6 protein-coding genes are annotated in these 13358 nt (G+C 38.0%); all 6 read right to left on the bottom strand.

Features of this window, described 5'->3' with window-relative positions:
* Window positions 1-44: 44 nt before the first annotated feature.
* Window positions 45-2162, bottom strand: coding sequence for a methylmalonyl-CoA mutase (gene scpA / locus BLR30_RS10470; protein ID WP_089858032.1), 2118 nt, complete (start codon window positions 2160-2162; stop codon window positions 45-47).
* A 126-nt stretch (window positions 2163-2288) separates the two neighbouring features.
* Entirely contained in the window at window positions 2289-5306 is a 3018-nt protein-coding gene (locus BLR30_RS10465) for a reprolysin-like metallopeptidase (protein ID WP_175443643.1), read from the bottom strand.
* Between the two features lie 105 nt (window positions 5307-5411).
* Window positions 5412-7520, bottom strand: coding sequence for a prolyl oligopeptidase family serine peptidase (locus BLR30_RS10460; protein ID WP_089858025.1), 2109 nt, complete (start codon window positions 7518-7520; stop codon window positions 5412-5414).
* Between the two features lie 91 nt (window positions 7521-7611).
* On the bottom strand, window positions 7612-9144 hold the full coding sequence (locus BLR30_RS10455) for a T9SS type A sorting domain-containing protein (protein WP_089858022.1): 1533 nt from the start codon (window positions 9142-9144) through the stop codon (window positions 7612-7614).
* 138 nt (window positions 9145-9282) lie between these two features.
* A complete protein-coding gene (prfA, locus tag BLR30_RS10450) occupies window positions 9283-10368 on the bottom strand; it encodes a peptide chain release factor 1 (RefSeq protein WP_089858019.1) in 1086 nt (361 codons plus the stop codon).
* Between the two features lie 129 nt (window positions 10369-10497).
* On the bottom strand, window positions 10498-13335 hold the full coding sequence (locus tag BLR30_RS10445) for an alpha-amylase family glycosyl hydrolase (RefSeq protein ID WP_089858015.1): 2838 nt from the start codon (window positions 13333-13335) through the stop codon (window positions 10498-10500).
* Between the last annotated feature and the right edge of the window lie 23 nt (window positions 13336-13358).

The following is a 13358-nucleotide window of genomic DNA, read 5'->3' as shown; positions in this document are numbered from 1 at the left end:
AACTATACAAAAGCTATGCAACTTATACTTTTAAAAAGTTAATTTTAATTTAAAAATTTCTCCAAAATATCCACTGCGCACTTTGGAAGATTGGTACCCGGTCCGAAAATAAAGTCGGCTCCGTTGGCATACAAAAATTCATAATCCTGTTGCGGAATTACTCCCCCAACAACGATCGTGATATCATCGGCACCAAGTTTTTTCAATTCTTCCACAACCTGTGGAACGAGCGTTTTATGTCCGGCTGCCAGAGAAGAAACTCCCAGAATATGAATATCATTTTCCACGGCCTGCTTCGCCACTTCTTCCGGAGTCTGGAATAACGGGGCGACATCTACGTCAAATCCCATATCGGCAAACGCAGTGGCAACTACTTTTGCACCTCTGTCGTGACCGTCCTGTCCCATTTTGGCAACCATTAATCTCGGACGGCGACCTTCTTCTTCCTCAAATTTCTGAGTCAGATGTAAGGCTTTTTCAAAATATTCGTTCTTTCCTGCATTCATGGCATAAACTCCTGAAATTGTTCTGATGTTGGCTTTATATCTTCCAAAACTTTCTTCCATAGCATCGCTCATTTCACCAAGCGTTACCCTTCTGCGTGCCGCTTCGATACACAATGCGAGAAGATTTCCCTTTCCTGTTTTTGCAGATTCGCGGATTTCATTTAGAATTTCTTCAACTTTTTCAGAATTTCTTTCTGCTTTTATTTTATTTAATCTTTCGATTTGTTTTCTGCGAACTTCCGTGTTGTCAATATCTAAGATTTCAATTGCCTCTTGTTTTAAAGCTGATTTAAATGAATTTACGCCAATAATAAATTCTTCACCACTGTCGATTTTTGCCTGTTTTCTAGCTGCCGCTTCTTCAATTCTCATTTTAGGAATTCCGGCTTCTATGGCTTTTGTCATTCCACCTTCCTGCTCAACCTCATCAATGTATTTCATCGCCTCTTCGATCATTTGCTGGGTAAGACTTTCTACCAGATTACTTCCTCCCATCGGGTCTACCACGTCGCAAATTCCACTTTCCTGCTGAAGAATAATCTGGGTATTTCTTGCAATTTTTGCTGAATAATCTGTCGGAAGGGCAATAGCTTCATCCAAAGCATTGGTATGAAGAGACTGTGTTCCGCCTAATGCTGAAGATAGGGCTTCAATCGCTGTTCTGGTAATATTGTTGAAAGGCTCCTGCTCAGTTAATGACCAACCTGAAGTTTGCGAGTGTGTTCTTAGTGCTAAAGACTTAGGATTTTGTGGATTAAACTGCTTCAAAAGGGTTGCCCAAATATATCTCGCGGCACGCATTTTTGCGATTTCCATAAAGTGATTCATTCCAATAGCCCAGAAAAAAGATAGTCTTGGTGCGAAATCGTCAACGTTCATTCCTGCTTTGATTCCGGTTCTAACATATTCCAATCCGTCTGCAAGGGTGTAAGCCATTTCCAGCACCGGTGTAGCACCAGCTTCCTGCATATGATATCCTGAGATCGAAATCGAATTAAACTTCGGAATATTCTGCGATGTATATTCAAAAATATCGGCAATGATCTTCATGGAAGGTGCCGGCGGATAGATATACGTATTCCGTACCATGAATTCCTTCAAAATATCATTCTGAATCGTTCCTGAAAGCAGTTCCTGCGAAACGCCCTGTTCTTCTGCAGCAACAATATAAAAAGAAAGAATCGGCAAAACAGCTCCATTCATCGTCATGGAAACGGAAATCTGATCTAATGGAATTTCATTAAATAAAATTTTCATATCCTCGACAGAATCGATCGCCACCCCGGCTTTTCCAACATCGCCGACTACTCTTACATGATCCGAATCATACCCTCTGTGGGTCGCCAGATCGAAGGCAACAGAAAGACCTTTTTGTCCTGCCGCCAAGTTTCTCCGGTAAAAGGCATTGGATTCTTCTGCAGTTGAAAATCCGGCATATTGACGGATTGTCCAGGGTTTCTGAACATACATCGTAGAATAAGGACCTCGCAAATAAGGTTCTATTCCCGGAGTGGTATGGGTTAATTCTTTATCTTTAACGTCTTCTGCCTTATAAGAGGATTTTAATTGTAATCCGTCTTTCTCAAAACTGTAGATTTCAGTATTCTTTGATGATATGTTAAAATCCGGTTTTTTAACAGAAATTGTTTTTCGCATTTCAATATTTTTATCTCAGTAAAGTTAATTTTTTTAAACGAAAGAGAAAACTTTCATAAATAACTGTTCGTCAACAAATAACAATCCCGGACGTTTGCCCGGGATGTAAATATAAGGTTATATTTCCTATTTTTTAATCAATTTAGTTGTATATGTTTTAGAATCATCTTTAATGGTAATCACATAAACTCCTTTTATCAGATCTGACACATTAATTCTTTGATTATCAATTTTACCTGTCTGAACCAATCTTCCATCTGCACTATAGACCTTATAGTCTGCATTACCTTTCAGATTCTTGACTTCAACAAATGTATCGGCTGGATTTGGATAGATAGAAATTTCAGATTTTAAATCTTTTGTTTCATTAACTGCAAGGTTTGAATCAGAAATTTTAACAGAGAAATCCTTAAAAGATCCCTGTGAAATAACACCTCCACCACTTACTGGAACAGAAGGACTGCCACATGGACCTGAAGCTGTATTAAAGAACGTATTGGCAACTCTCATTCGTAAAAGTTTATCTCCTGAATAAGCTGTAGTAGGAACAGTAAATGTAAATGATCCTGTGTATTGCCCGCTAGCCGGCGGATCTGTGCTTACAGAACCTACCTTTTCAGAAGTTTCAAAAATACCATTTCTATTATAATCAATCCATACTTCCATATTATCATTATATGTTGAAGCTGTGGTTCCTACATTAAAGTAAGAAAAAGTGTATTGCGTTCCTTTCGTTAGGTTGATTAATTTGTTTGCATCTTCAGTAAAATCTCTATATGTACTAAAGATTGTACTGTAATACAATTCTGAATAGGTCAAATTGCTTAAAATAAATTGTGCTAAACCACTATTGTATGAGAAACTGGCAAAACTATTTCCTCCGGTAGTCATTAAGCAATAATCCACTCCTGTTTTCAATCCTTTTGTTTTAAAAGTGTAGCTTGGAGAAAAAGTTCCAACAACGGTATTAACTACAGTGGCAACCTGAGCCTCATAATCAGACTTATCCTCAAGCCCTGTTAGCAAAACAGAATTTATAGTGCTTGTTGTATTAGACCAGTTGGTTTGTCCTATTTTTCTATATTGTATTGAATACGTTGCTCCGGGTACACTGTTCCATGACAGTCTTGCAGTTGTTTTCATTATTTCGTTACTTAATGCTGCCACACCTGTCGGAGCTGCGGAAGTAGATGTTGGAGCGGTACCAATAGTTACTTGAGGAGAAACCGCATAGAATATATTTCCAATAGCAGAAATCTTAAGTTTTACTGCACCCGTTAAGCCGGAAGGCATTTGCAAAGTATAGCTTCCTGTATTAGGGGTTGAAGCGACCAACTCTGTCCACGTTGTTCCATTTGCAAGATCGGTTGTATATTCAATCTTTACATTAGATACATTATATGGGGCTGTATTAGTACTAGCGACATCCCAAGTTACAGTGTTTGATGCATTATTATACAAAATGGTAGAAGGTGTTAGGCCCGAGAATTTAAATGGCCCGTCACCACCAACAGTAACGGTGGTTTCGGATGAAATGAGCAATGGTCTTGTAGCATTTTCATCTCTCACTGTAACTGCATAGTTGAGGGTTCTCGGAATATATGAAACCGTTTCCCATTTTACTTTATCTGTCAGATTACCTGCCATCACACTAGGGAGACTTGGGAAATATCTTCTTCCGCTGGTTGTTCCGAAATATGATCTCGCGATAGCTCCCTGAGCATTGTAGCCCCATCCGCTATCCCCGGAAATGGAATTATAAGAATCAACACTGTCGTACTGTTCCCACGCATATTTAATTGGATCAGTATCCGTAGCGGATGCTTCCAAATAGTAAGCAGTCCCTTTAGGAATAGTATAAGCCATAAGAGGAGAAATTACCGGAGGAACATTTGTTGTAATTGCTTCCGATGTTCCGCAAGAGGTTTTACTATCCAGACTGTTTAATATCTGATTGATTGAGGAATAATGAAAATAAGCATCAGTATAATTCTGTACATTATCTCCTGTAATTCCTGCATATCCCATGATAGTTGTTCCACCTCCCGGCTCTACATTTACTCCGGATCCTTCAGAAACATGGGAAAAAGTATGATTGGCTCCCAGCTGATGCCCCATTTCGTGAGCAACATAATCAATATCAAAAAGGTCTCCTGTAGGATCTGTATTTTGAGTAAAGGCAGAACCTTTAGCCAAAGAAGTTGATGTTGCAGGATTTACACATGTCGAACCAATAGATCCGGCGTTACCATTACCTCCTGAAGCATTAAATACATGTCCCATATCATAATTAGCATTCCCAACCTGTGACGTTAATGTCTGCTGTAACTGTAAATTTAAATTATTTGTATATGGGTCTGTAGAGGGATCTGTATAGATAATATTTGGTAAATCCTGAACAATTAATTTAATTCCGAATTCTTTTTCAAAAACACCATTCACGCGAGTCATGGTAGCGTTCATTTGTATCACAGTGTTTGTGATTCCTCCAGTAGGGTCAAATTTCTTCGTGTATTCACCTGTTGTTGATAGTGCCAGTCTGTAGGTTCTATATTTCGTAGTAGCAGGTCTGTTGGTAATTCCTACATTAGAAAGACTGTTTCTTCCATTGTTTTCTAATGCTTTAATGTCTTTGAAGTTCTTTTCACCAGTAGTACATTCAAAGCCGTTATCACTTTTTGTTTTCTTCGTTTTATAGAATACACCGTAAGTTTTTTTATCAATGCTGATAGGCTCTATAAACTGAAATACACCATCTTTAATAATCATAGATTGAATTTCAGTCGGGGAAGTACTAAATCTCAGATACTTTGAAGGATCATCAACTCCCACTCCCACATAAGAGCCCAGTTGATATCTATCTGCCATAGATTTTTCTACCACGGGATTGCTGTAGACGGCAAATCTTTCAATTTTTCCTTCTGCTGTAGGTAGGGAAATAATCACCGGTTTGGCACCCGTTCCGGTTTCTACGGCATTTGAAAGCATGTTTCTTAATACCGATATATCAAATTTGTAGGAGTACCGTACATCCACTCCTTTTCTTATTTCAGAAAATTTCTGTGATGCAGGCTCCCATTTTTGTGCACAAACAGCTGTACTGAGACTTATGAATGAGCAAATTAATAAAGTTTTAGATTTCATATTCATGAATATTATCTTTCAAATTAAATATTTACAAAAGTTTTAAGCAAAAAAAAACGGACACTTTTAAAATAAGCATCCGTTTTTTATAATTTTTTAATCTTTTTACTTTAAATTTTTAATCCCCATTTCAAATAAAGCGAAAGAAATCAAGTCTGCATTTTCTCCGATCACCTGATCTGTAGATCTGCCTGCTCCGTGACCTGCATTTTTTTCAATCCTTAAAAGAATCGGATGATCGCATGCCTGCTTTTCCTGAAGCTCAGCTCCGAATTTGAAAGAATGCGCAGGAACCACCCTGTCATCATGATCGCTGGTAATAATCATGGTGGAAGGATAGCATGTTCCGGCTTTTACATTATGAACAGGAGAATAGGATTTTAAATATTCAAACATTTCTTTGCTGTCTTCAGCGGTTCCGTAATCGTACGACCAGCCAGCTCCGGCTGTGAATTTATTATACCTCAGCATATCCAACACGCCAACTCCCGGGAAAGCGATTCTTGCCAGATCGGGACGCATCGTCATTGTTGCACCCACCAGCAGTCCTCCATTTGATCTTCCCGAAAGAGCCATAAACTGTTTGGAAGTGTATCCTTTCTGCTGCAAATATTCTCCGGCAGCGATGAAATCGTTGAATACATTTTTCTTATTCATTTTTGTTCCGGCATCATGCCATTTTTTCCCATACTCACCACCTCCACGGATGTTCGGAACGGCATAAATACCACCGTTTTCCATCCAGATGGCATTGACTACAGAGAATGCAGGCTGCAAACTGATATTAAAACCTCCGTAAGAATATAAAATTGTAGGATTTTTACCATCGAGCTTAGTTCCTTTTTTATAGTTAATCATCATCGGGATTTTCGTTCCGTCTTTTGAGTTGTAGAAAACCTGTTCAGAGACATAATCGTCAGGATTAAATTTCACCTTCGGCTTCTGGTAAATCTCAGATTTTCCGGAATCTGCGTTGAATTTATACGTTGTTCCCGGTGTAATATAATTGGTGAATGAAAAATACAATTCTTTCTCGTTTTCCTTTCCTCCAAAACCAGAAACATTTCCTTTTCCGGGAAGTGTAATTTCACGGATCATTTTTCCTGCTCTGTCGTATTGTTTTACCTGATCAATCGCATCCACCATATAGGTAGCAAAGAAATATCCTCCGCCTGTTGTGATTCCCAAGACATTTTCCGTTTCCGGAATTACATCTTTCCATGTTTCAGGAGTCGAGTTTTTAATGGAGGTCTTCACCAAGCGCATATTCGGTGCATCTTTATCGGTAAAAATATAAAGATCGTCTCCTTGTGTATCGACTATATCGGCGTTGATATCAAAACCTTTATTAATCTGCACAAAATCTCCTCCGTTTTTAAGGTCTTTTATGTATAATTCATTTCCGTTGGTAGCGTTTGCTGCCGAAATAATAAGATATCTCTGATCTTCAGATACTCCTGCTCCCAAATATCTTCTCGGTGTTTTATCTCCTCCAAAAATCAATTGATCTTCGGACTGCTTTGTTCCTAACTTATGAAAATAGACTTTATGCTTATCGGTCATGCCGGAAAGTACGGTTCCTTCTTTCGGTTTGTCGTAGCTTGAATAATAGAAACCTTCATCACCCTGCCAGGAAATTCCGCTGAACTTTACATCTACTAGCGTTTCATCGATCTGTTTTTTAGATAAAGCGTCTATGATAATGATCTTGTTCCAGTCACTTCCTCCTTCTGAAATAGAATATGCGGCGAGGTTTCCTTTTTTGTTAAAAGACAATTGGGAAAGTGAGGTTGTTCCTTTGTCTGAAAATTTATTCGGATCTAAAAAGACTTCTGTTTCTTTCGTTTTGTTGTTGGTTCTGTAAAGTACAGATTGTGCCTGTAGTCCGTTATTTTTATAATAATAAGTATAATCACCTTCTTTGAAAGGAGCAGAAATTTTTTCGTAGTTCCAAATATCAGTGAGTTGTTTCCTGATTTCTTCTCTGAAAGGGATTTTTGCAAGATAATCCTGGCTATGTTTCACTTCTTCGTCAACCCATTTTTTGGTAGCTTCAGAATCATTTTCAAGATCTCTGAACGGGTCTGCAACAGCAGTTCCGAAATAATTATCGGTTTGCTTTCCTTTTAATGCTTTGGGATACATCATTTTTTGTGAATAGAATGTCGCCGAAAACAAGACTCCGGCGGTTAGTAATATTGGTCTGAATTTCATATTAAGCTATTTTCCCAAAAATAAGGAATCTGTTTAAATAAAAAAAGCCATCAGATCAGACTGACAGCTTTATAGAATTTTTCCGGGAATATTAGTTTTTGATAAACTTTAATGATTGCCTCTCACCTTTCGCCTCTGTCTGAATGATGTAGTTGCCTTTTTGTAATTCCTGAATATTTGTTTCTGCATTGAACTTGGAACTTCCAATTTGCACTATTCTTCCTGAAACATCGAAAATTCTGTATTCAAAACTGTCATTTCCTTTATTTTTGTTTTGAATGGTAAATGTATTTCCAACAGGATTCGGGTACAGTATCAATGAACTTTGGCTTCTGTCAACAGCGGTATCGTTCATTCCTAAAAAAGCACCGGTAAATTTGGTTAAATAACTTGAATAGCCATACACTCCACCACTACTTCCGGAATAGCTGAGAACGAATGAACCTTCATCGAGAACGAACAGTCTTTGAATGTCTTCGGCTTTTACTCCTGTTGACGGCGGTGTCGTATTAAATATCTGGTAGCCATTGGATGATGCTGAATAATCAATTGTACCATTGCCATTAAATCTCATTAAGATTAATTGCATATTAATATTGGCTGTCCAGAAATTGCTTACATTTCCTATCACCACTATTTTGGAATTGGGAAGCACTTTAATCTGTGACATATATAGACGAGGGGCGTTTGTAAATGAATAGTTCGGTGTTCTTCCTCCGTTTGAGAATCCGGTGACAAATGCACCATCCGAGATTTGGATTTTAGACAAAAATACACTGTCATATCCATCTGAGGCAGAATGCAAAAGCAGAATGGTATTGTTTGCATAGTCATATTCAAAATTGCTTATCACAGTATTCATATTACTTGGAACAATGACGCTTCCATTGTTGCCAAATGCGGTGTCATAGGTTCCATCTGCTAATCTTCTTTCAATATACGACTCATTGATGTTGGTAGAAGTATTCTTTTTTGAACCTACCAATACAAATTTTCCGTCATTTTGACGATACAATTTTCTCGGATCAAAAGAACCTAGCGCCAGACTTCCATTAGTTCCGAAACTATTATCTTTGATTCCGTTAGCATTAAATTTCAATATAAAATTACCCATGTTGTAGCCAAGTACATAGCTGTTTCCGGTATCATCGACAACGATGTCATCTGCTGTACCATACTGTCCCCATGGGATCTTTGTAAAGCCATTTGTCCCGAAAGTAGTATCTAAAGTTCCGTCTAAATTCATTCTTAAAATAAAAAGATTATACAAGCTGTAAGTAGGGTTTGCATTAGCTCTTCCGATCATAATTATCTTATTGTTGTGCAAAACCATCTTTTTCACAGATTCGCTTTCATCAATTGAACTGTAGCTGTCTATATCAATTATTTTTGTTCCAAAAGCCGCATCCACCGCTCCATTTTGATTGATTTTATTGATGTTAATATGGGAACTTGAGTTGTATGCCGTCAAAAACTGTCCGTCCGGCAGCATAATCGCATCTGAGAGTGTCGTACTATTGATTTTTCTATATCCGCTTTCACCAAAAGAAGCATCCAAGCTGAAGGTCTGCGCTGTCGTAAAATATGAAATTGCTAAAAGCAGTAAAAAGTAGTATTTCTTCATGGAGAATTAGTTTTATCTAATGATTTAAATGTATTAGTGTTAAATATTTTTTGCAAATATAATCTTTCAGAATTAAGTATCCATTAATAAAAAAGCCTCTGTTACCAGAGGCTTAACAAAGATTTTATGATAAAGATTTTATAAATTTTCTTCTTCGCCTTTCATTTTTTCGGCATTTTCTGCCATGATAACCGCATCGATCATTTCAGAAATATCTCCGTTCATATAAGCATCAAGATTATACATGGATTTGTTGATACGGTGATCCGTAACTCTTCCCTGAGGATAGTTGTACGTTTTGATTTTTGCGGAACGGTCTCCCGTAGAAACCATCGATTTACGCTGGGCGGCAATATCGCCCTGAACTTTCTGAAGCTCGATATCGTAGAGTTTGGTTCTCAGCATTTCCATTGCCAGTTCGCGGTTGGCCAGCTGAGAACGTGCCTGCTGACAAACCACTACCAATCCTGATGGTTTATGCGTCAGCTGAACTTTGGTTTCAACCTTGTTTACGTTCTGACCTCCGGCACCTCCAGATCTGGAAGTCTGCATTTCGATATCCGCGGGATTCAGTTCAAAATCCACCTCTTCGGCTTCCGGAAGAACAGCCACCGTAATAGCGGAAGTATGAACCCTACCTTGGGACTCGGTTTCCGGAACACGCTGCACTCTGTGAACACCGGACTCAAATTTCATGATTCCGTAAACACCTTCTCCTTCCACTTTCATGATGAGTTCCTTGTAGCCTTTTGCCGCTTCGTTAGAATCTGTCACCTCATGTCTCCAACCTTTTGTTTTGAAATACATGGAATACATTCTGTAAATATCTTCAACGAAAATCGCCGCCTCATCACCACCGGTTCCGGCACGAAGTTCCACAATCACGTTTTTATCATCTGCAGGATCTTTCGGAATCAACAATACTTTTAATTCTTCTTCCAGGCCGGGAATTTTTTCCAAAGCTTCGTTTTTCTCAATTTTTGCTAATTCCACAAAATCTTTATCGGATCCGTCAGCAATAATCTCGTCGGATTCTTCAATCGTATCCAAAGCACCTTTATATTGATCGTAAACTCTTACAATTTTCCCCAAATCACTATATTCTTTGTTCAGAGAAGAATATCTTTTCTGATCTGAAATAACATCAGGCTGAATAATAAGGTCTGCCACCTCATTATATCTTTGTTTTATAGCTTCTAATTTTGGAATTAAACTCTTAGACATAGTAAAAATTTAGTTGGCAAAGATACGGATTGATTTGTAGATGTGCTAATTTCGGAAGAAATGAGTATCGATTATCAATTTATAGCCTTTTTAAAAAGAAAAAAGACCGCAATTACGGTCTTTAAAATTTTATTTTATAATCATCTTCTGGATAGCAATTCCTGAATCAGATGTTAAATGAACAAGATATGTTCCCGGCGGATAGTTTATTTTTAATTCATAGGTTCCGTCTTCATTTTTCAGTTTAAAACTATCAAGCATTTTACCGCTCATATCGTAGATTCTGATTTCTCCATTTTTAGCTTTATGATAAATTAATTTTGCCATATTATTTTTTACAGGATTATCGGCGACTTGTAAAGATAACTTGAATGCTGCATTTTCGTCAAATGTAGATAAGCTTCCTGTGTAGTTTCCAAAAATCCTGAATTCTCCGGGCTGCAATGTGATGGTTGCCGTTGTAGAAGTAACGTTTGAAACCGTAGTATCCATCAGATTCTGCCACTGTCCGGTATATGGGAAATACGGAACAACATTTTGTGCAGCAGTGGTATAATTTGCCAGTACTACAATGTTTTTCACTCCGTTTGTAATGGTATTGTCGTACACGTAAATCCTTGTGATAAGCCCGTTCGGATCATTAGTAAGATTATTAGACTCAACAGAATATGTTTTTGATTTAAAAACCGGATACAAATTCCTGAAATTAATAATCTTCGCCCAAGTGTCATAGACTGCTTTTCTGTTTACATCAGTGTCATAGCCTAGATTAAACGCAATCGGCTTTTCATCTGTTCTGCATCCGGAATTTATAGACCCGTCGCTACATCTATTGATGCTGAATTCATAACCCAGCTCACCAAACTGCCAGATCATTTTGGGACCTGGAATGGTGAAAAATGTTGCCCCGAAAGCTTTCATTCTATCTAAAGCCGTATTAAGATTTTTTACATCGTAGCTTCCGTTTATTGCGCCATAGGATAGATTTTTGAACATTAACCGTTCTTCATCATGACTTTCACCATAACCAACCGCCGACATATTGGTAAAGCCGTGAAGCGAATGATTCATCCTGTCATAATTGCTGTTTTCCTTGTAACCCATTGTATTCTGGTTATAAGGATCTGTTTGTTTATTCCATAGCAACACTCCTTTTCCTTCCGCGATCCTGTAATTCGCCCATTGTTGTTCTTCTGCATCCGTTCCCAAATGCTCAAAAATCATATAGGAATTCGGATCAATTGCCCACTGGCGATCTGCATAATATTTCAAAATATCTACCCGGTCCTGCTGGTAGGAATTGGTGCAGGTCTCATCATTTTCAGAGCAACTTTGGGTAAATCCTTTGGTAAGATCCCAACGGAAGCCATCGATATGATATTCCGTCAGCCATTGTTGAAGACACCTTTCAACATAATATCTAGTTGAAGTACTTGTATGGTTGAAATCATTGAATACATTATATGAATGTTTCGGTACTGTATTGAAATATGGGTTATTGGAGGCAACATCACCATAACCGTCGCCATCCGGATCTACATTCCATAGTCTTACTAATGGCGAACGACCTGTTGCATGATTAAAAGCAACATCTAAAATAACAGCAATACCATTCTGATGGCAAAGATCAACGAATTCTTTGAATTTCTCAGGAGTTCCATACGCTTTATCTAAAGCATAATGGAAAGACGTATTGTATCCCCATGATAGATTTCCTTCAAATTCCATGATAGGCATTAGTTCAACAGCGTTAATATTTAAACCTTTTAAATAATTGATTTTATTAATTAATGACTGCCAATTTTTTTCCTGCGTAAAATCTCTCAGCAACAACTCATAAACTACAAGATTCTCTTTTGACGGCCTCTGGAAATTTGCGACCTGCCAATTGTAAGGGGTCTGCCCGGTTTTAAACATAGAAACTTCAAAACCTTGTCCGGCAGGAAATACCGGTAAATTCGGGTAAGTTGAAGATGTGATCCACTGATCGTCATAGGAAGACAAAATCTGTGGAGAATACGGGTCTGCTACTTTTCTAAGATCATTCGTTCGGTATTGAAAAGTATATAATTGCTGAGGAGTAAGACCCGTTAATTCAATCCAGTACAGATCCGGATTGGTGGTATCTCTTTTCATGAGATAAGTATCGTTTACCGTCCAGTTATTGAAACTTCCGATGACGTGAACGAAATTTTTGAATGGTGCATACAATGCAAGTCCTACTTTTGTCTGATCTGTTGGATGATAATTTATCCCTTGTCTGATCCAGCTTGGAATGGCTTCAGAAACCACATTTCTGGGAACCTGAAGGATGAATGTGGCATTTTTTGTATTTGAATTGGCATCTGTTGCAATGAGTTCCATATTGGCATCTCCGGTTACCGTGTAGCTGTAAGAATAAGAAGTCGAAGGTGTGGAAGTTGTATTTATTACAGATCCGTTGGCCTTGAGCTGAAATGTTGCATTAACATTTGTCGTAGCGGAAATATTAATGGAATTTCCGGATGGCACTGATGTGAGACTGTTTGCCGCAGGATTGGTCATGCTTATATTCAGAATTCCTACGTTTACCAAAACATCTGTAGTCTGATGTGCTCCTGTTTTATCCTTCAACAAAAAGCCAAGTCTTCCGATTCCCGTTCTCCCATAAAATGTTGTTGGCGTAAATGATAAAGAATAGGTGTCAGCAGTAGCATTGTAACTAAGCTTATTGAGCTCATTGGAGTTGTTCCAGCTTCCATTGGTAGGGCAATCCTGACTATTCTGATAATTGGTATCTAAAGACCACGACCAAATATAAACTGCATTGTTTGAAATTCCCCACGCTGATTCGTCAATCTGGCTTCCTGGAATGGTTAGTGTTACAGCATCCGTTTCATTAAAAGGATTTGGAGTAATGGTATAGCTTATCTGACCTGATATTATAGCGATCATAAGCAGTAAAATACCGGAATAAAGTTTTTTCATAAATATTTTTAATTGATAATACT

This window comes from Chryseobacterium taeanense, from assembly GCF_900099685.1.
Lineage (GTDB): Bacteria > Bacteroidota > Bacteroidia > Flavobacteriales > Weeksellaceae > Chryseobacterium > Chryseobacterium taeanense.
This window is presented reverse-complemented; position numbering and strand designations above follow the sequence as displayed.